Raw genomic sequence first — 20,104 nt, 5'->3', positions numbered from 1 at the left:
ATACCTCCGCCCTCCCCGTGGTGGGGAGTGCTGATGCTGCTGGGCTTGGTCGCCGCCGTGGTCGCCCTGGTAGTCGGCGGCTTGTACTTATGGCTGGGGATGGCGCCGCGCGAGATCAGGGTGCCCGATGTTGTTGGCATCAATGTTCGCGCAGCGGAGCAGATCCTGGCGCGCCGGGGCCTGGTGGGACAGATCACCGCCCGGCGCCATCACGAGGAATTGCCCCCGGACGCCGTCATCAGTGCCGCGCCCGAAGCGGGTCGGACTGTGCGTCAGGGCCGGACCGTGGAGTTGGTCCTGAGCGACGGCCCGCCCTCCGTCGCCATGCCTGATGTGCGCGAAATGGACCTCGCACGCGCCAGCGAGGCAGTCTCCGCTGCAGATCTGCGCCTCGCCCGCATCCGGCGCCGCTACAACGAAGCGGTGCCTGCGGGGCTGGTCATGCAGCAGCATCCTGCGCCGGATGTCCGCATCCCGCGCGGCGAGGGCGTCGAACTCGTCGTCAGCGCCGGCCCACAACCGCGCGTGTTGCCCGAGGAAGCTGCCGGCGAGGCCCCCGAAACTCCGGCGCAACCCCACTATGCCGTCGTGCAGGTCACCCTGCCAGCGGGACAACGGCCCGCCGAGGTGCGCATCGAGGTCGAAGATGAACGCGGGATGACCATTCCCTACAACGCGCTCCACGATCCGGGGGCGACCATCACCCAGGTCGTGACGGGGCAGGGCGAGGCAACCGCCCGCGTCTATGTGGACGACAAGCTCATCGAGGAAAAGCGGTTCTAGGCCGACGTATTCACGGCGAGCTACGGCTGTGTGAAGAGCGCTGCCGGCCCTCGCAAGTGACAACCTGATCGAGGAGACCCAGCCCCAACTATGCCAAAGCGAACGTCAACGGCGATAGCAGATAAGGTGCAGCGCATCGTCCTGGATAACGGACTGCGCGTGCTCATCAAGGAGATACACGCCGCTCCCGTGGTCACGTTCTGGGCCTGGTACGGCGTCGGCTCGCGCAACGAGCTGCCCGGGATCACGGGCGTGAGTCACTGGGTCGAGCACATGCTGTTCAAGGGCACCGACGGCTTCGCCAAAGGCGAGATCATGCGCCAGGTCAGCCGGCTCGGCGGCTATCTCAACGGCTTCACCAGTGAAGACCACACGGTCTATCTCGAAACCCTGCCGCGCGAGCATCTCGAACTCGCCGCCCGCATCGAGAGCGACCGCATGGTCAACGCCAGGTTCAGCCCCGACGACGTCGGCGCCGAGCGGACGGTGATCCTCTCCGAGCGCTCCATGAGCGAGAACGACCCCGGCTTCCTGCTCTACGAGGAGGTGCAGGCCGCCGCCTTCCGCGTTCATCCCTATCGCTGGCATGTGCTGGGTTGGCGCAGCGATCTGGAGTCCATAACGCGCGATGACTTGTATCACCACTACCGCACGTATTACACGCCCGGCAACTGCATTCTCGTGCTCGCCGGCGACTTCGCCGCCGCCGAGGCGGCGGAACTGGTGCATCGCTACTTCGACCCCATCGCCGCGGCGCCGGAACCGCCTGCACTGCGCGGGCAGGAGCCATCTCAGTCCGGTGAGCGGCGCGTATCCCTGCGCAAGCCCGGTGCCGCCGCTCGCGTGCAACTCGCCTACCATGTCCCCGAGATCGGCCATCCCGACTTGCCCGCGCTCATCGCGTGCGACGCGATCCTGGGCGGGGCCAAGCCTGTCGGGTTCGGCTCCGGCGTATATCTCGGACGGAGTTCTCGCCTCTATCGCGCCCTCGTGGAAGGCGGGCTGGCGTCATCAATCGGGTGCTATCTCGCTCCGGGAATAGACCCCGGGCTGTTTCACTTTCGTATGATGGTGCGCGACGGCGTCAGCCCTCAGGACGCGGAATGCCGGGCCCTCGAGGAGGTCGAGCGCCTGCGCGCCGAGGCGCCCGAGCCCGCCGAGCTGGCCAAAGCCATCCGTCAGATGCGCGCCCAGTACGCTTACGGCGCCAGCGGCGTCTCCAGCCAGGCAAGCGCGCTCGGCTACTATGAGTCCACGGTCGGCTACCGTTATCTCACGGCGGTTCTGGATGCGGTGGCCGCGCTCACGCCGGACGACGTGCGTGCCGCAGCGGAGAAGTACCTGCGTGCCGACAACCGCACCGTGGGCGTTTTCGAGCCCACTGCTCCCGCGCCGGAAACGCGTGCCCCCGGCAAGGAGGTGGCGATGCTCTACAGCGTCATAGACCGTCCGGCTTTCGCCACCGGCGGCGACCCCGCCCTGCCGCGCGTCCAGGAGTCCTTCCTCGACAACGGCGCCAGACTGCTGGTCAACGAGAGCAAGCATAGCCCCGCGATCGTGGTGCGAGGAAGCCTCAAGGTCGGCGGCGCGCTGGAAACCGACGATACCGCCGGTCTCGCCAACTTCACCGCCACGACCCTGCGCCGCGGCGCCGGCGGCCGCAGCCGCGACGAGATAGCGGATGTCGTGGAATCCGTGGGCGGCCAGATCGGCTGCTGGTGCTCGTCGGAGCGCGTCTCCTTCGCAGCCAAGGGCCTCGAGGCGGATCTGCCTCTCCTGCTGGAGATTCTCTCCGACTGCCTGCGCGCGCCTACCTTCCCGTCGGACCAAGTGGAGTTGGCGCGGAACGAGATCATAACCGGCATCAAGGATGAACTCGATGACCCCCATGCCATGGCGGAGCATGACCTCCACGAGCTGGCCTACGCGCCTGGGCACCCCTATCGTCGCCACATCAGCGGGACTCTCGAGACCGTGTCGCGGCTCTCGGCCGAAGACCTCGCCGAGTTCCACCGACGCTGCTACGGCCCGCAGACAATGATCGTCGCCGTCGTCGGCGACAAACGGGCGCGGGAGGTGCTCGAGCTCGTCGAACGCTCCTTCGGCGACTGGGCGGTGCCGGGCGTCGCCGACTTCGAGATCGCCCCTCCCGGCGATCCCCCAAACGTCGCCCGGCGCATTCGCACCATGAAGCACAAATCCCAGGTTGACATCGCGCTGGGATACCGCGCGATCAGCCGCACGGACGACGATTTCACCGCCCTCAATCTCGCCGATAATATCCTCGGCCGCCTGGGACTGATGGGGCGACTGGGAAAGACGGTGCGCGACGATCAAGGGCTGGCGTACTACGCCGGGAGCAGCGTCGAGGCGTGCCTCGGCCGCGGGCTGTGGAAGCTGCGCGCCGGCGTCAGCCCGGCCCATGTCGAGCGCGCCTTGGAAAGCGTGTGCCGGGAGATCAACCGCTTGCGCTCCGAGCCCCCGCCCGCCGACGAGTTGGCCGACGCCAAATCCAACCAGATCGGCGGCCTCGCCTTGCGCCTGGAGACCAACGAGGGCGTCGCCGATGCGATCCACGACGTCGCCTACTGGGATCTGGGCCTCGATTACCTCGCACGCTATCGGAGCCTGGTCGAGGCGGTCACCGCCGAGCACGTGATGGAGGTCGCGGCGCGGTGCAGCGATCCGCGCGAGTCCGCGGTTGCGGTCGCCGGGCCGTACGAGGACTGAGGTCTCTTATGTATGGCGTCGACGGTCATACCCCCTCCTCGATACGGGACTGCTGCGAACAGTTGCTCGCGATGCCTGTGCGCTTCCTCCCGAAGGTTGTCGGGCCCGCTCGGGGAAGCTTAGAAAGAGTCGGATTGGGGAAGACAATATGCTCGTAGAGTAGGTGATGGGCAGTTGGCCCACGGCGTTGGCTCTGGCACGCCAGCGGGTATCGGCCTAGTGCACAGCCTGTGGATGTCATGGAGGGGGTCGGGATGATGGCAAAGACGATGTATGTGGCGGTCGGTCTGGCGCTTATTGGCGGAGCGACACTCGGCGCTCCGCGTCTCGTGAGTCATGGCTTGGCGGCGCATTCGCGCGTACGGCCACAGGACATCGTCGGGTACGCCGAGGCGGAAGCCGCGACCAGAGCGGAGGGCATGCAGCGTAACTATGACGCGATACAGCACCTCATTGCTGAAGTGGAGTACAAACAGGTCACTGCCGAGGATAAGACGACGCGGAGATTCCTCATGAAGTACGTCGCGCCCCAGACGGCCTACTTCGAGGACCTGAGCACGTCGTTCGCGCCGGCGACCGCAGACTACGACTACGAGGCTACCATGCCGCGCATTCGCACGTGGACTGATGGGCGGGAGATACGGCTCGCGGCGGTGCGCGGAGATTCCGCCTCGTCGGCAGAGGAGATACTTACGGCTCAGATATTGCCCGCGGCTGGGAACAACACGGACCGGAGGGGATTCGACGGAAGGCACCCTCTGTCCGCCATCCGTGGGTCCGGTCCCATTGTCATCAACTGGAAGCAGCTGCGTACGGCGGCCGAATCGGGCCGCACGTTGCGAGCAGGCCCCGAGCGGCAATTTGGCGTGAGGGGATTCGGTTTTCTATTCGAAGACGGCAACAAGCGGGACTTATACTACTGGATCGACGACGTCCACGGCTTCCTCCCCAGGATCGTCACCTACCGCAGCGCCGGCAAGAACACCATGGAGCTTCGGATCGAGACCGTGGCGAAAGCGGGCGATGCGTGGATCCCAACTCACATGACTCGACGCGTCGAGCACGAAGATGGGAGTACCATCCAAGGCGACATGCGCGTCCTGTCCTTCGATGCCGATACGAAGCTCTCGCCCGAGGATCTTGAGCTGCAATTCCCGCCGGGCACCCTCGTGATAGACCACATCCGGAGCACACAGTACACTGTTGAGCAACAGTAGCACGTTCACGGGTCTGAACGACGAGGACGGACGGCATCGCTGAGGCAGGCCTCGTGCCCACGATGTCCTTGCTCTTCCGAACGCAGTGAGCAATCTCTATAGGGCCGTTCGCTCCGGCCGCAGCGCCAACATCTACTCACTGGTGCCGCAGCCTGCGCGATGCCCAAGCCGCGTTGTCCGCGCATGAATCTGTTGCCGTAGCCCCCCGCACCGTCGTGGTAGTGCTTAGCGGGCCGGCCGTCGCGCCAGTGGGATCACAGCATCAACCGCCAGCGCCGCCGCCAGCGCCCAGAACGTGTGTGGGATGTAGAAGAACTTACCCGACCAGTCGAACACGCGGTACGCCGCCGGTACGAACGCGAACAGCCCCCACAAGAGGACGAACAGCGCCGCTCGACGATCACGCGCGATGATCAGCGCCGCTCCGGCCGCGTACAGCAGCATCAGTCCCAACAGCCGCCACGGATACCACGTCAGGATCCCGGCCCACGTCTCATAACACAGCGCCGCAGCGCCGAGCGCCGCACCGATCAACGCGGGCACAGCGACGTAGAGAACCGTGCGCTCCTGGCGCAGCGGCGGACGCCGCCAGGCAGCCGCGGCATACCCCCCGATCAGTGCGAACATCGCCAACGGCCACCATTCCCTGGTCAGCACCGACGCCGCAAAGGGGTAGGCGAAGTACAACCCCGCCGAGCGCCCGAACGTCGTCATCGCCTGCATCGGGTCGCGCCATCCCTTCGGAATGTACCCGAGCCCCGACATGGCGAACGTCCGCAGCAGCATGAACGCGGCGAATGCGGCCCAGTACGCCCCGAGCAGCATCAACTTTTCTCGCCTGCTTGACCGCCGGTCGAAGACGATGATCAGGCTCGCAAGCAGCGGCAGGCTCAGCGCCATTTCCTTTCCGCCGAGCGACAACAAAGCGGCCATCAGCGAAGCGCCGATGACCGCCGCCTGCCGCCATTGTCTGGCACTCCCAGCCGAACCGGCTGTAGGGGCGCGGCATGCTGCGCCCAGGCCGACGCACAGCAGGAGCAGCGACAGGAACATGAATACCGCCGCCACCAGGTCCGGCTGAGCCGTCAGGACCGCGAGCGTTCGCACATTGCGTGGCCGCGCGGTGAAAACCAGCGCCGCCACGGCCGCCAGCAATTCGCTGCCCAACAGCCGCGCCGCGATGCGCCAGAAAAGCAGCACGGACGCAATATGGAGGCCCATGCCCACCCATTGATACCCGGCGGCATTCCAGCCGAAGAGCGCCCACTCCGCCCACATCAGCCAGCTCGAAGTCGGGCGGTAGTAAAGGCAAAGCGGAGCGCCGACCCACGGCCCTGTGATCCAACCCAGCGCCTCGCGCCATCCCGCCTTTGCGGCAACGCCGAGCATCACCTCGCTGTCCGTGTTGTAGAATACGTCCCAACCGATGGCGTGGCGGAAAGCGACGAGGTTGATGACAACGAGGAGTGCAGCGAAGGCATACAGCGCGAGGCGTGAAGCGGCACGCGGCGCAAGCTTAAGCTCGGCTTGTGGGAGACGGATCATGAGGGCGAGGACCTCGCCCCTGGGTTCGACACCTCCGGGGCGCGGGCCTGCTGGCGGCCTGGCTTGGACGAGCGGAGCGCCGCGGAAGCTCAGCCGCGGCCGAGCGGCGTCAACGGTGCGTCGGCTGGGAATGCGCTGCCCCGCCCCTTCAGCGGCGCTTCCTGCTGCTCCGAGCTTTGCCGGCGCGACCGGCCGGCTTCGCTGCCTTCTTGCCCGCAGGCTTTGCGGTGCGCTTCGGCGCTGCCTTGGTGCGCGCCGTCGCCTTCTTCGGGGTCGGCTTGCGCGCAGCCGGTTTCTTTGATTTGGCCGCGGCGGGCTTCTTGGGTGCCGGCGTCTTGCGAGTCGCCGCCTTACCGCGCGCGCGCGCCGCAGGCGCCGGGCGCGCCTCCGTTCGCTCGGGCGCCCGTCCTGCGTCAGACTCAGTGGCCGATGCCGCTTCCTCGATTGACTCGAACGCAGAGTCCGTCGCTCGCGCGTCCTCGTCTTCCTTCTTCACCACCCGCGCGAGGCCCGCCACGCGATCGCCTGAGTCGAGGCGGATCAGCCGCACCCCCTGCGCCGAGCGCCCCGTGCGGCGGATCGTCCCTACCGGCTGCCGAATGATGTGGCCCTCCGCGGTGATCAGCAGCACCTCGTCATCCGGCTCCACCACCTTCATGTCCACCAGCGGGCCGTTCTTCCGCGTCACCTGGAGGGTCTTGATCCCCACCCCTCCGCGCGCCTGCTTGCGGTACTCGTCGAGCAGCGTGCGTTTCCCGTAACCGTTCCCGGTGGCGACGAGCAGGTCGTAGTCCTTACGACACACCTCCATCCCGACCACCTCATCCCTCGGGCGCAGACGAATGCCCCGCACGCCGGCTGCGGCCCGCCCCATCGGGCGCGCCTGCTTCTCGGGGAAGCGTATCGCCATCCCCTGCCGCGTGGCGATGATCATATCTTGCTCGCCGTCCGTCACCTTCACCCATTCCAGCGAATCGCCCTGGTGTAGGTTGATGGCGATGATCCCGCCCTTGAGCCGCGTGTCGTACTCCTTGAGACTCGTTTTCTTGATCATCCCTTGGCGCGTACCCATGAAGAGGTACCGGTCGGCGGCGAAGTCCTTCACCGACCGAGTGGCAGTGACCACATCTCCAGGCTCGATCGGGATGAGGTTGATGATCGCCGTGCCGCGCGCCTGGCGGCTCGCCGCCGGAATCTCATGCGCGCGCACGCGATAGACCTTGCCGCGGTTGGTGAAGAACAGGACGTACTGATGCGTGGAGGCGATGAACAGATGCTCCACCGTGTCCTCTTCCTTGGCCGTGAGGCCAACCACGCCCTTGCCGCCGCGCCCCTGGGTGCGGTACGTGTCCACCGGCAGCCGCTTGATGTAACCGTCGCGTGTGACGGTGATGACGACGTCCTCCTCGGCGATGAGGTCTTCGATCGAGATGTCCTCCGCCTCGTCGGGGTGGATGCGCGTGCGCCGCTCGTCGCCGAGCTTCTCCTTCAGCTCCAGGAGTTCGTCCTTGACCACCCGCATGATCTTGCGCGGGCTCTCGAGCAGGTCGCGCAGGTAGTTGATGCGCTTGATGACCTCCCGATACTCCTCCTGGATCTTGGAGCGCTCGAGGTTGGTGAGCCGCTGCAGCACGAGTTGCAGGATGGCCTGGGCCTGCACCTCGGTGAGCCCGAAGCGCTCCATGAGCCGGCTGCGCGCCGTCGGCGGGTCGGGCGATTTCTTGATGAGTTCGATCACCTCGTCTATATGCTTGAGGGCGACCAGGTATCCCTCGAGAATGTGCGCCCGCTCCTCGGCGCGCTCCAGTTGGTACTGCGCGCGGCGAGTCACGACCTCGCGGCGATGCCCGAGGAACTGCTGGAGCAGGCCGACGATGCCCAGCGTGCGCGGCGTCTGCCCCACCAGCGCGACGGTATTCACCGGGAACACGCTGCGCATGCGCGTGTGCTTATAGAGGTGGTTGAGTACGACATTGGGGTTGGCATCGGGTTTGAGTTCGACGACGATGCGCATGCCCTTGCGGTCGCTCTCGTCGCGCAGCGCCGCGACCCCGTTGAGACGCTTGGTGCGCACCTGATCCGCGATCTGCTGCACCAGTTGCGCCTTGTTCACACCGTAGGGCAGTTCGGTGACGATGATAGCGTTGCGCCCTCGCTCCAGCGGTTCGATGGTCGCCCGCGCCTGCATCATGATCGAGCCGCGCCCGCTCTCGTATGCTTCGCGAATGCCCCGCATACCCAGGATCAACCCGGCGGTCGGAAAATCCGGCCCGGGCAGCACTTGCATCACTTCATCCAGGGTCGCGCTTTCGTTGTCAATCAGCAGCACGCACGCGTCAACTACCTCGCCCAGGTTGTGGGGCGGGATATTCGTCGCCATCCCCACTGCGATGCCTGCCGACCCGTTGCACAGCAGGTTGGGAAACCGGCTCGGCAGCACCAACGGTTCCTGCCTGCTCTGGTCGAAGTTGGGCATGAAGTCAACCGTGCGCTGGTCGATGTCGGCCAGCATGTCCACACCGTAGCGCGACAGGCGGCACTCCGTGTAACGCATCGCGCCCGGCGGGTCGCCGTCCACCGACCCGAAGTTGCCCAACCCGTCAACCACCGGGTAGCGCAGGTTCCAATCCTGCGCCATCCGCGCCAGCGTGGGATAGATCACCTCCTGGCCGTGCGGGTGATAGTTGCCCTGGGTGTCGCCGCACACCTTGGCGCACTTGCGGTAGGCCGAACTCGGCCCGAGGTTGAGTTCGTGCATGGCGTAGAGGATGCGACGCTGCGACGGCTTGAGGCCGTCCCGCACGTCGGGCAGCGCGCGGCTCACGATGACGCTTACCGCCCACTGCATGAACGAGTCGCGCATCTCGTCTTCGATCGGGATCAGGTCCGGCTGCGCTAAGGCTTCAGGCATGATTCGTGCTCCGATTGGTGCTTAAGGGTTGGTGCGTTCGACCAGGACGCTTCGAGACGAAGGAATCGCAGGAGCTTCGACCGTTCGCGCCGCCGCGTCCCCGTCGCGGTAACCGGGAACGCCGCATACGGGTGGGACCTCACCATGGCGCGGCAGCCTCATCGCCGCCTACACCAGGTCTACGTCGGTCACTTCCTTGGCGTGGGTGACGATGAAGTCCTTGCGCGGCTCCACCTTGTCCCCCATTAGTATGCTGAACAGTTCGTCCGCGCGCTCGGCGTCTTCGATCGTGACCTGCCGCACGGTGCGCTTCTCGGGATCCATCGCAGTGTCCGCCAACTGGTCCGCCGACATCTCCGCCAGCCCCTTGTAGCGCTGCACCGACGACTCGCTCTTGCCCGAGGATTTCAGGATTTCCTGAAGCTGCTGGTCGCTGTGAGCGTAGAGCATCTCGCGCCCGTTCTGCACGCCGTACAGCGGCGGCAGCGCGATGTAGAGGTGCCCCCGTTCCACCAGCGGCCGCATGTAGCGGAAGAAGAACGTCAGCAGCAGCGTCCGGATGTGCGCTCCGTCCACGTCCGCGTCTGCCATGATGATGACGCGATGATAGCGCAGCCGCGACAGGTCGAGTTTGGCGCTCGCCTCGCCGGCGGTCTCGCTGTCATCCCCGTTGCCGTTCCCGTTGCCCTCCCGCTGCGCGATGCCCGTGCCCAACGCGCTGATCAGCGTGGCGATCTCCTCGTTGTTCAGCATCTTGTCCAGGCGCGCGCGCTCGACGTTGAGCACGACCCCGCGCAGCGGCAGCACCGCCTGGTAGCGGCTGTCGCGCCCCTGCTTCGCAGCGCCTCCCGCCGACTTGCCCTCGACCAGGAACAACTCGGACTTCGCCGGGTCACGCTCCGAGCAATCCCACAACGTTCCCGGCAGGCTCGTCCCCTCCAGCGCGCTCTTGCGCTTGATCAGTTCGCTCGCCTTGCGCGCCGCCTCGCGCGCGCGGCACGCGGTAATCGCCTTGTCCACAATGCGCCGCGCCGCGCTCGGGTTCTCCTCCAAATGGGCGCTCAATCCCTCGTAGACGATTGAGCTGACCAGCCCCTCGACTTCGGTGTTGCCAAGCTTGGTCTTCGTCTGCCCCTCGAACTGCGGGTTCAACAGTTTGACGCTGATAACCGCGGTCAGGCCCTCGCGCACGTCATCGCCGGTGAAGTTGGGATCCTTCTCCTTGAGCAGCCCCGCCTTGCGCGCGTATGCGTTGATGGCGCGCGTCAGCGCCGTCTTGAAGCCCGAGAGATGCGTGCCCCCCTCCGCGGTGTGGATGTTGTTGGCGTAGGAGTGTATGTTCTCCAGGAAACCGTGGTTGTACTGCAGGGCGATTTCGGCCTCGACATCCTCCCGCCGCCCGTCGAAGCGCGCTACCCGGTGCAGCGCGTCCTTGAGCCGATTGAGATGCTCCACGAACGCCGCGATGCCGCCCTTGTAGTGAAACTCCTGCTTGTCCTTAGTCTCCTCGACGGTGAACGTGATCTTCACCGTCGGGTTGAGGTAGGCGAGCTCGCGCAGGCGCGCTGTCATCGTCTCCGGATTGAACTCCGTGGTCTCGAACACGTCGGGGTCCGGCTTGAAGGTGACGATCGTCCCGGTGCGGGTCGATTTGCCCGTCGCCTTCAACTCGCCGACCTTCTTGCCGCGCTCGAAGCGCTGCTCCCACACCTTGCCGTCGCGGCGAACCTCCACCTCCAGCCACTCGGACAGCGCATTGACGACCGAGACCCCAACACCGTGCAGACCGCCTGCGACTCGGTATCCGCCGCCCCCGAACTTGCTCCCGGCGTGAAGCATGGTCATCGCGACCTCGACGCCCGGCCGCTTCACCTCCGGGTGCTTGTCCACCGGGATGCCGCACCCGTTGTCCTCCACCCGCACCGATCCGTCCTTCGCCAGAACGACGTCGATCTTGGTGCAGCGTCCCGCCAGCACCTCGTCTATCGCGTTGTCCACCACCTCGACAAAGAGATGATGCAAGCCGCGCACGCCCGTGTCGCCGATGTACATCGCGGGCCGGCGGCGCACGGCCTCGAGGCCCTTCAGTACCTGAATCTGGCTGGCACCATAACCTGTAGTTGAGCTGGAGACTCGGGTTCGCGCCAAAGGCTTCCTCCCACTCTCGATGCTGTGATTTCGGCTGTGATTACGATCAGCGGGAGTGCTGGGGGTACGAGAGGGAGCGGCCCTCCGGGGGCCCACAGCATTCCACTGGGAAAGCAAGAAAAGGTGCCGGACAGCACCCTTTCTCGGCCAAGAATATGATACCAAAATAGGCCCTCTGAGTCAAGGCTCAGCGCTGCGGAAACCGCACCGAAAAGCGCCCTCGACCGGCCTGCTTTCCGACCCCTTGGCGCGCCGCCGCCGAAGCACCCACAAGGGCGCCTTGACCCCGACAGACACCCCGCTCACAGGCCATTCCGGCACTGGCGTTCGGCCCCCGCAGGGAGCCGCCGTCGGCTCGGCGAAGACTCATCCAGGCAGCCGTCGCCACCGCGAATCCGACCATGTCGGCGCCGGGGCGGCCCCTCGGCATCTGCGAAGGAGGGCGGAATTGATGAGCGTTCGCGTCATGTGTCTGCTGGCCGCTTTGGCGGTGGCAGGCAGCCTCTTGACCGGGCTGGTCTCCGCTGCGGCGCGCGAGGATCTCGGCCGCTCGGACAAGCTCCGCGTGCTGGTGGACAAGGTTCTCATGGCCGCCAACGGATGGGTCATGACCGAGGACCATGTCCGCGAAATCGCCGACGCCGGCTTCAACGTCGTCTGCCCGCGCATCGGCGGCGAGGACATGACCCGGGTCCGCCGCGTCGCCGAGTGGGCGCAGAAGCACGACATCTACTACATGGCGTGGATGCGCGGAACGCTCGCCGCCAAGACCGGCACCAAGCTCGTTTGGGCCACTGGCGACGAACAGGATCTCTACAGCCCCAATGCGGACGAGCTGTGGGAGTGGATGACCGAGAAGATCGTCGGGCACGCCAAGGTGAGCGTCGAAGTGCCGTCCGTCGTCGGCGTCTTCCTGGACTACGAGAACTACGCGGCGGGTAAGCGGGGCAACTGCTACGACCTCTCGTACGACGACAAGATCTTCCGCGAGTTCGCCGACGCCAATGGCATCGAGTTACCCGACCTCGCCCCCGCGGAACGGTATCCCTGGCTCACGGAACAGGGCCTGCACGATGCGTTCCGCGACTTCCAGATCCAGTCCTGGCGGGCGCGGTGCCGTGCCCTGCGCGAACAGGTGGACGCCGTCAATCCGCGGTTCCAGTTCATCGTCTATCCTGCTCCTGGGACGCTCTTCATCACGGAGGCGATCTACCCGGAATGGGCCACCGTGCAGGCGCCCCTCATCCTCGCCGACGCCTGCACGTACGGCCGGCCCTCGGCCCTCGTGCCTCACGAGGACTCTCTCGCGGCGAATCGTGAGGAATTGCAGGCCGGCATCCGGTTCGTCGAGCAGCGCGATATCCCGTTGCTCTATATGGGCGGCATCGATCCTGTCGTCGCCGGCGCCGACCCCGAGTTCTCTGGCAAGAACGCGGTGATGATCTCCGACGTCTCCGACGGCTACTGGGTGTTCTACGAAGGCCCGAGGTACGACAAGCCCGATCACGCTGCCTATTGGGAGTGGTTCACCCGCGCCAATCGCGAGATCGCCGCCGGGCGCTATGACCTGCAGCACGAGGAGCGCGAGACCCCCGATACCTTCGGCGTCACCGAACTCGACCGCAACACGGACAAGCTCCAGCTCGCCCTCTACGGCATGAAGCCGCGCATGCATGACCTCGTCGAGCAGGCCGGCAAGTTCGAAGTGCACGAACTGCGCGGCATGGCACTCGAGTATCTTCGTCAACTCGATGTCATCGTGCTGCAGAACTTCAACGTGGCGCTGCCGCCGGAGCATCGCTTCGTGCAGGCGCTGCGCGATTACGTCGAACAAGGCGGCGGGCTGTTCCTGGTTCACGATACCGCCTGGTTCATGGCCAGTCCCGTGTCCGAGATCGCGGCGCGCGACAAGCCGACGAACAACGTCGAGGCCGAGCGCCACGTCGTCGAGACCGACCTGGAGATCGTCGCGGCGCACGACGCCCTCGGCGGCCTCGCCACCGGCGTCACGTTTACGCCGGAGTTCCTCGACCACATGATCTTCAAGCCCGGTCCACGAGGCGCCGTCGTCATCCGCAACACATTCGGCGATCCGGTCTACGTCGTCGGTACGCACGGCAAGGGAAGAGTCGCCTTCTCCGGCTCCTACTACGGCTACTCCAAAGACTTGGAGGGCGCCGAACGCCGAGTCTTCCTTGCGATCCTCGACTGGCTCGCCGAACGGTGAACGAATGGGGTTCAGGTGTTGCCGGAGGGCGCGCGGGCCGCAGGATCTTGCTCACGAACACCCGGCTCGACAACAGTCCCGGCTGCTTCTCTGGCAGCCGGGACTCAATGGATAGGAGGTTGCTTTGCGCGGACAGACCTGCAACTCGGAGCGCGTGTTCCGCACCGACCCGCGCGGCGGCGTGACCGTCGTGCAGCTCACCTCGTACCCCAGGGGATCCTGGAACATGTACTTCGAGCACAATCACTTCACGCCGGACTGCGGGACGGTCATCATCTCGCGGCAGCGCGAGCTGCGGCCGGGCGCGCCCGCGGACATCTACCGCGTGGACGTTGACGGCACGAACATGACCCAGCTCACCGACGACGACGGCATCTACGGCATCGCCCTCTCCCGCGACGGACGCCACGTGTACTACATGCACGGCACGACGCTTAAGCGCGTCGCCATGGACTCCTTCGCGCTCGACGAAGTGCTCCACGTCGAGGCCGAAGGCGCGCAGCCCGGCGGAGTCGGGTGCGCCGGCCAGACCGGCGACGGGCGATATCTCTTCTGCACCATGCGGGTGGGTGAGGAGACCGGCTTGTTCCGCCTCGCCGTTGACGGCTCCGGCGCGGAACTGCTGTGCGCCGCCCCGCGCCTCAATCACGTGTCGTGCGATCCCGGTCACGACGTCGTAAGCTTCGGCGGCACCATCAAAGGCAAGCATCGCCTGTGGGTCATCAACGCCGACGGCGGCGAGCCGCGCGAGTTCCCCATGCAGCGCTTCGCCCATTGCGCCTGGCTGGGCAAGACCGGGCGCATGCAGGGATGCCTGCTGCCGCCGGGCCGCGCCATCATGTCCATCGCCGAGGGCGACCCGCGGCCCGAGCCGATTGTCGCCGGGCCCTACTTCTGGCATTCCGGAGCTTCTCTCGACGGCGAATGGATCGTCGCCGACACCAACTGGCCCGACGAAGGCCTGATGCTCGTCCACGTGCCGACGCGCAGCTTCAGTTTCCTGTGTGACGCCGGCGCGGCCGACGGCGACTCGTGGGGCGGTCACCCCGAGCCGGCGATCAGCCCGGACGGCAGGTTCGTCATCTACACCTCGAACCGCACCGGCATCCCGCAAGTCTATCTCGCACACGTGCCGGACGAAATGCGCGAAGCGCTGCGCCTCTCGCTGGAGTGGCAGGGCGAGCCGTGCGTCGCGGGCAAGCACTACATGCCGCGCCACGGCTGGGTGTGCGTCTAGCGCCGATTGCTCGCGACGAGTCCACGCGTCGCGCGGAGCGCGCTCGAGCCTCCGGCGCGCGCTATAGCTGAATACGCCGTAACGGTGACTGCGACCAGTGATACTACGGACCGCTGTGATTGGAGTATTGATTGCCATGCCTACGAACGCCGCACGCGCTTCGAATGACGCTCGTTCGCCCGTCGTTCTCTACGTCGCACCCCACGGCAATGACGCGTGGTCGGGCACGCTGCCCGACGCGGACGAGCGCGGCGAAGACGGCCCTTTCGCCACGATCGCTCGCGCCCGGGACGCCATCCGGGAACTGAAGCGCCGCGACGGAGGGCTGAAGCAGCCGGTTCGCGTCTGGATCCGCGGCGGCTGTTACTTCCTGGCCGAACCGCTTGTGATGACCCCGGAGGACTCAGGCACGAGAGAGTGTCCCGTTACCTATGCCGCTTACGGCTCCGAGACTCCGGTGCTCAGCGGCGGCGCGGCCCTCACGGACTGGCGGCCGACCGAGGTCAACGGCCGACAGGCCTGGGCTGCCCACTTGCCGCAGGTGGCCGGCGGCGAGTGGTATTTCCGGCAGCTCTTCGTCAACGACCAGCGCCGCCCGCGAACTCGCCTGCCAAAGCATGGCCTGTATCGCTTCGCCGGCCTCGTGGGCGTCGCGCCCGACGCGCCGTGGAACAAGGGCCACACCCAGGCCTTGTTCGCCGAGCAGAACCTTGGACAGTGGCGGGACCTCGGCGACGTCGAGGTGGTGGCGCTGCATCTCTGGGTGGACTCGCATCTTCCCATCGCGAGTGTGGACGAGGGTTCCCGCACCGTCACGTTTGCTCGCCCCAGCGTGTTTCGCCTGACCGAGGGCTTCGGGCCGGACGGCGCGCCGTACTATGTCGAGAACGTCTTCGAGGCGCTCGATACGCCCGGCCAATGGTACCTCGAGCGCGCGAGCGGCACGCTCTACTACATTCCGATGCCCGGCGAACGCCCGCAACGGACTTCCATCGTCGCGCCGCGCCTGACGCAGTTGATCCGCTTCGAGGGCGATCCGGAAATCGGCCAGTGGGTCGAGCACGTCCGCCTGCAGGGCCTCGCCTTCATGCACACCGAGTGGACCCTACCGCCGGAGAGCGCCGGCGCAAGCCAGGCGGCAGTGAACGTCCCCGGAGCGGTCTATCTGCACGGCGCCCGCCGATGCGCCGTGCGTGATTGCACGGTGGCGCACCTCGGCACCTACGCGGTCGAGCTCGCCGGCGGCTCCGAGCGCAATGCGATAACCCGCTGCGCCATGTTCGACCTCGGCGCCGGCGGCGTCAAGGTCGGGCACGGCACCACCCGCACCGTCGTCGCCGACAACGAGATCGCCGACGGCGGGCGCATCTTTCACAGCGCCGTCGGCGTCTGGATCGGCAACAGCGGGCATAACCAGGTCGTCCACAACCACATCCACGATCTCTATTACACCGGCGTCTCCGTCGGCTGGACCTGGGGCTATGGGCCGAGCGACGCCGTCAATAACCGAATCGAGTACAACCACATTCATCACGTTGGGCGCGGATTGCTCAGCGACCTCGGCGGCATCTACACCCTCGGCATCTCACCCGGCACGGTGCTGCGGCATAACCTGATCCACGATTCCTGGTCCGCCACCTATGGCGGCTGGGGCATCTACCTCGACGAGGGCTCAACGGGGATTCTGGTCGAGAACAACGTCGTCTATCGCACCAAGACCGGCGGCTTCCATCAGCATTACGGGCGCGACAACGTCATCCGCAATAACATCTTCGCTCTCGCCCAGGACGGCCAGCTTCAGCGCACGCGCGAGGAAGACCATCGTTCCTTCACCTTCGAGCGCAACATCGTGTATTACGCGGAAGGCCCTCTGCTGCACGGGTCCTGGGGCAACGGCAACTTCGCCTTCGACCGCAACCTGTACTTCGACGCCGGCGGACGATCGATCACTTTCGCGGGCGCTTCGCTGGAGGAATGGCGCAAGCGCGGCATGGACGAGCACAGCCTGGTCGCCGATCCGAAGTTGGCCGACCCCGCAGCGGACGACTTCACGCTGGCGCCCGACTCTCCGGCCTGGTCGCTCGGATTCGAGCCGATCGATCTGTCCCGGGTCGGCCCGCGCCGCCCTCCCGCATCCCCGCCCCTGACCGCGATGGGTCTTGTTTGCGCATGCCGCCATCGCAAGATGTCATTCTGAGCGCAGCCTCGACTGGTCGGGGCGAAGCGAAGAATCTCGCCGGGGGTGCGCACCATACCAAGCCCGCCGCTCCTCGGGCGCGCCGCCTCCTGGTGGCGCAACCGTCCTCGGTTGCGAAACCTCGGGCGCGGCCTCACCAGAGGCCGCGAACCCTCTGGGCGCGCCCCGGCCAACCGGGGCGCATGTGGCCCAGCCTCCCCCGCGTGTGCAATTGCGGGCGCTCATGGATCGCCCGCCCGGATCGGCCGCGCGAAGACGGATTCATCCGCAGATGATATGGATGGCCAATGATTGGCTCCCATAGGGGCGGCCCTCGTGGCCGCCCGCATGTTTCACAATCCCCACAACCCTTGGGGCAGACGCAAGCCATCCCGTAGGGGCGGCCCTCAGCGGCCGCCCGCCCGCAGTAGGGCGGGCGGGCCGATGCCCGCCGTTCCCTAGTCGCGCGGTCTCCGCCTCCGGCGGACAAGTCCCGACCGCGCGAATTCCCGCGACTTCAGGAGAAACCGCGCCCGCACAGGTAGCGCCACATGCCCGCTTTCCCAAGTCACACTGCCCTCTCCTCAATTGACAGCCCACCGCGTGCGCCTTAGAATGTGCTCGGTCAACGGCACCGCGAATAGACCCATGCACGGCATGCACGCGAAGTGCTCAAGGGGGCGTCTCATGAAGAATGAGGGGAGTTCACAGCCGGCGCGACAAGACTGCGCGCTGATCAGGGCAACGAGAACGCTTCTGTCACTGCTCGCGGGGATAGTCGCCGCCCTCGCAGGACTGGGAGTGCTCGCGGCGCTCACGACGGGTAAGCCGGCGGCTGCCTTCGCGGCCGTCGCCGTGACGGCATCAACGGTGGGCTACGGCGCAGTTGCTGTGGACCTACCGCGGTGGCTCCTCATCGCAACCGTCGCGCTCACGTTCGTCTCGTATCTGGCCGGGTTGGCGTTGCTCGCCGTCCTGGCGATCCGGCTCCTGCGCTGGGCGTTCGGCCCAGCGTGATACGCATCAACCCGAAACGCCCTTTGCCACTGACGCTGGCATGTCACCCCAGCGACTGCTCGTGTGGACTTGGGCGTGAGGTACCGAACACTGATGGCTCCTATCGATGCTCGGGCTGGCTCACTGAGTCGCACCGCCCTGATCACTCTCGCGGTGATAGGCGCATTGGCAGCTCTGGTTCTTGGCTCCAGCATGGTGGATGAATGGTGGTACTGGCGCACTCACAAAGCCGAGCACGAGCGGATTCTCAATCGCGCGCGAATAGTGCACCAGTTGGTCGATCTCGCGGCTGAGGCCCGCGACTACTCTCTCGCGCACGAATCGTCGGAGGCAAGCATAGACGAACTCGCCAAGGAGCGCCCGCGCGCTTCGCGAATTCTGCGGACCCTCCGTGACTACTTCGGTAGGGACACAGAAATCCGATTCACGCCGCCGGGCGCTTCACAGAGGAACTGGACATCGATCGAGGTCTCGCGATACCACGCGGTGCTGCTCGAAGTATCCCGAGAGGGCCGCGTCCGCGTCTATGAGCCCGGTTTCCCGCCGGACACCTCTCGGTAACCACTAGACTCCGCTCCGGCAACGAGCGTCGTTTGCGTCCGTCATCGGCAAGCTTTCTCGCGACTCGTGTGTCTCTACCCGAATATCGGCTTCAGTTCCTCCGCCAGGGCAGCCAGCTTTGCCTCGCCGGCCTGATCCAGGCGTCGGTACCGCTTGCCGGCTGCGATTGCTTTCCGCACCAGCCGTACGTCGGCCGGGGGAACCGCCGTCGCCACCTGCTGCGACAACGTGAACCGCAGCGCCAGCTCGACCTCGCGGTCATCGTCGATCGGCCGATACCAGCACCCCGGGTACTCTCGCTGCTCGTCCTTGGCCCACGGCCGCGCCGCCAGCGCCTTGATCGCAATCACGCCAATGCGGCGCCGCGCCAGTTCCGCCAGCAGTTCCACCGTGAACTGATGGTGATGCTCCAGCACGAAATTGACCGGCACCATGACCGTGTCGAACGGGAAGCGCCTCACCGCGTCCAGATGCACCGCGGGCCTGTGGCCCGTGATGCCGATGAACCGGATCAGTCCCGCGTCACGCGCCTCGAGGAACGCTTCCATCGCCCCGCCCGGCCCGAGCACGGTATCCAGGTCCTCCGGCTTGTCCAGCCCGTGCACCTGGTAGAGGTCAAAGTGATCCGTGCGCAGCGTCTTCAGTGACGCCCGCAACTCCTTCGCCGCGCCAGCTTTCTGTCGCTCCAGCGTCTTGCAGCCGAGGAACACGCGATCTCTTTTCCCCTCCAGCGCGGGCCCGAGGTGCTTCTCCGCATCGCCATAGCTCGGCGCGACATCGAAGTGATTCACGCCCGCGTCAATCGCCTCGGCGACCGCCCGGTTCGCTTCGGCCTGGCTCACACCGTGGACGGCATATCCCGCGAATGTAACGAGCGAACTCCTGTGCCCCGTGCGCCCCAGATTTCGCGTCCTCATTCCGGTTGTGCTCCTCTCGACCAGATCCTCCGCCCATGTCGCCCCCGCCGCCCCGCCGAGTATCGCCGTGCCAATCGTCCTGATGAATTGTCGCCTGTCCATGCCTCTGCCCTCGTAATCTATGCTGTGTTTCCATTTCGCCGCCGCCGGCGCCGTGCCTGTCTCGCACGGAGATCACGCCGTCGCGAAGTGATACGCGCTCGGCACTACCCGCGTGCAGGGCCGCGGGAAACCTGCGCCGAACATCAGCCCAGACCCGTTGTCCGGATCACCATCGCGTCGCGCATTGAGGGGACCGACTCATGGAGCGAGAAGAGTCCGCCGATCCGGTAGTCGACACGCTCGTCGCCGAGGTGCGCTACTGGATGACGCGCGACCTTCCGGTCGCGGTGTACCGCGCCCTGCGCGAGGATGAGATTGACGCGCTGCGCAAGCGCTTGCAGCGCGTCGTGCGCGGCGAGCCGCCGTACGGCGAGGTGCGGCTGATCCACATCATCGAGGGCGATGACTCGAGCTGACGCAAAGGGCCGTCACCGCCCGCCGGCGCAGCAAGCATCAACGGAGAGTCCGGAGGCACACGGTGGTCTGGTCGCAGAAGTCGGGGCGCCGCCCACACGCTGCACGCCTGGAGGTGC

Annotated in this window: 13 protein-coding genes; 9 read left to right on the top strand and 4 right to left on the bottom strand. The window is 66.2% G+C overall.

The window, feature by feature from the left end; genetic code table 11:
* Positions 1-33 precede the first annotated feature (33 nt).
* From JSV65_00415 to JSV65_00405, 3 genes are all read left to right on the top strand, one after another.
* Positions 34-783, top strand: coding sequence for a PASTA domain-containing protein (locus tag JSV65_00415; GenBank protein ID UCH34852.1), 750 nt, complete (start codon positions 34-36; stop codon positions 781-783).
* Positions 784-873: 90 nt separating this feature from the next.
* Positions 874-3,513, top strand: coding sequence for an insulinase family protein (locus tag JSV65_00410; protein ID UCH34851.1), 2,640 nt, complete (start codon positions 874-876; stop codon positions 3,511-3,513).
* 254 nt (positions 3,514-3,767) lie between these two features.
* Positions 3,768-4,730 carry a hypothetical protein gene (locus JSV65_00405; GenBank protein UCH34850.1) on the top strand — a complete coding sequence of 321 codons (963 nt, stop codon included), beginning with the start codon at positions 3,768-3,770 and terminating at the stop codon, positions 4,728-4,730.
* A gap of 225 nt (positions 4,731-4,955) precedes the next feature.
* On the opposite strand, the gene JSV65_00400 is transcribed toward JSV65_00405, so the two are convergent.
* The 3 genes from JSV65_00400 to gyrB all read right to left on the bottom strand — a co-directional run bounded on the left by JSV65_00400 (position 4,956) and on the right by gyrB (position 11,334).
* Complete coding sequence (locus JSV65_00400) at positions 4,956-6,275, bottom strand: hypothetical protein (GenBank protein ID UCH34849.1); 1,320 nt, start codon at positions 6,273-6,275, stop codon at positions 4,956-4,958.
* Positions 6,276-6,423: 148 nt separating this feature from the next.
* Complete coding sequence (gene gyrA, locus JSV65_00395) at positions 6,424-9,186, bottom strand: DNA gyrase subunit A (protein UCH34848.1); 2,763 nt, start codon at positions 9,184-9,186, stop codon at positions 6,424-6,426.
* A gap of 168 nt (positions 9,187-9,354) precedes the next feature.
* Positions 9,355-11,334, bottom strand: coding sequence for a DNA topoisomerase (ATP-hydrolyzing) subunit B (gene gyrB / locus JSV65_00390; GenBank protein ID UCH34847.1), 1,980 nt, complete (start codon positions 11,332-11,334; stop codon positions 9,355-9,357).
* Between the two features lie 451 nt (positions 11,335-11,785).
* Here gyrB and JSV65_00385 point away from each other — a divergent pair, with 451 nt between their 5' ends.
* From JSV65_00385 to JSV65_00365, 5 genes are all read left to right on the top strand, one after another.
* Entirely contained in the window at positions 11,786-13,561 is a 1,776-nt protein-coding gene (locus tag JSV65_00385) for a hypothetical protein (protein ID UCH34846.1), read from the top strand.
* A gap of 124 nt (positions 13,562-13,685) precedes the next feature.
* Entirely contained in the window at positions 13,686-14,798 is a 1,113-nt protein-coding gene (locus JSV65_00380; GenBank protein UCH34845.1) for a PD40 domain-containing protein, read from the top strand.
* A gap of 136 nt (positions 14,799-14,934) precedes the next feature.
* Positions 14,935-16,995 carry a right-handed parallel beta-helix repeat-containing protein gene (locus tag JSV65_00375; GenBank protein UCH34844.1) on the top strand — a complete coding sequence of 687 codons (2,061 nt, stop codon included), beginning with the start codon at positions 14,935-14,937 and terminating at the stop codon, positions 16,993-16,995.
* Between the two features lie 666 nt (positions 16,996-17,661).
* A complete protein-coding gene (locus tag JSV65_00370; protein UCH34843.1) occupies positions 17,662-17,991 on the top strand; it encodes a hypothetical protein in 330 nt (109 codons plus the stop codon).
* A gap of 165 nt (positions 17,992-18,156) precedes the next feature.
* Positions 18,157-18,552: a hypothetical protein gene (locus tag JSV65_00365; protein UCH34842.1), complete on the top strand. Its 396-nt coding sequence runs from the start codon at positions 18,157-18,159 to the stop codon at positions 18,550-18,552.
* Positions 18,553-18,626: 74 nt separating this feature from the next.
* Here the strand turns inward: JSV65_00365 and JSV65_00360 are convergent, their stop codons facing one another.
* Positions 18,627-19,571 carry an aldo/keto reductase gene (locus tag JSV65_00360; protein UCH34841.1) on the bottom strand — a complete coding sequence of 315 codons (945 nt, stop codon included), beginning with the start codon at positions 19,569-19,571 and terminating at the stop codon, positions 18,627-18,629.
* Between the two features lie 200 nt (positions 19,572-19,771).
* On the opposite strand from JSV65_00360, the gene JSV65_00355 reads away from it, so the two are divergent.
* Positions 19,772-19,987 (top strand): hypothetical protein, encoded by a 216-nt coding sequence (locus tag JSV65_00355; GenBank protein ID UCH34840.1) that lies wholly within the window; start codon positions 19,772-19,774, stop codon positions 19,985-19,987.
* The last annotated feature ends 117 nt before the right edge of the window (positions 19,988-20,104 follow it).

This window comes from Armatimonadota bacterium (genome assembly GCA_020354555.1).
Classification (GTDB): domain Bacteria; phylum Armatimonadota; class Hebobacteria.
This window is presented reverse-complemented; position numbering and strand designations above follow the sequence as displayed.

Excerpts from the sequence above, each read along its gene's own strand:
- JSV65_00360 (UCH34841.1), bottom strand. The coding sequence starts at position 19,571 with ATGGACAGGCGACAATTCATCAGGACGATTGGCACGGCGATACTCGGC.
- JSV65_00375 (UCH34844.1), top strand. The coding sequence starts at position 14,935 with ATGCCTACGAACGCCGCACGCGCTTCGAATGACGCTCGTTCGCCCGTC.
- JSV65_00355 (UCH34840.1), top strand. The coding sequence starts at position 19,772 with ATGGAGCGAGAAGAGTCCGCCGATCCGGTAGTCGACACGCTCGTCGCC.
- JSV65_00405 (UCH34850.1), top strand. The coding sequence starts at position 3,768 with ATGATGGCAAAGACGATGTATGTGGCGGTCGGTCTGGCGCTTATTGGC.
- JSV65_00385 (UCH34846.1), top strand. The coding sequence starts at position 11,786 with ATGAGCGTTCGCGTCATGTGTCTGCTGGCCGCTTTGGCGGTGGCAGGC.
- JSV65_00370 (UCH34843.1), top strand. The coding sequence starts at position 17,662 with ATGAAGAATGAGGGGAGTTCACAGCCGGCGCGACAAGACTGCGCGCTG.
- JSV65_00410 (UCH34851.1), top strand. The coding sequence starts at position 874 with ATGCCAAAGCGAACGTCAACGGCGATAGCAGATAAGGTGCAGCGCATC.
- gyrA (UCH34848.1), bottom strand. The coding sequence starts at position 9,186 with ATGCCTGAAGCCTTAGCGCAGCCGGACCTGATCCCGATCGAAGACGAG.
- JSV65_00400 (UCH34849.1), bottom strand. The coding sequence starts at position 6,275 with ATGATCCGTCTCCCACAAGCCGAGCTTAAGCTTGCGCCGCGTGCCGCT.
- JSV65_00415 (UCH34852.1), top strand. The coding sequence starts at position 34 with ATGCTGCTGGGCTTGGTCGCCGCCGTGGTCGCCCTGGTAGTCGGCGGC.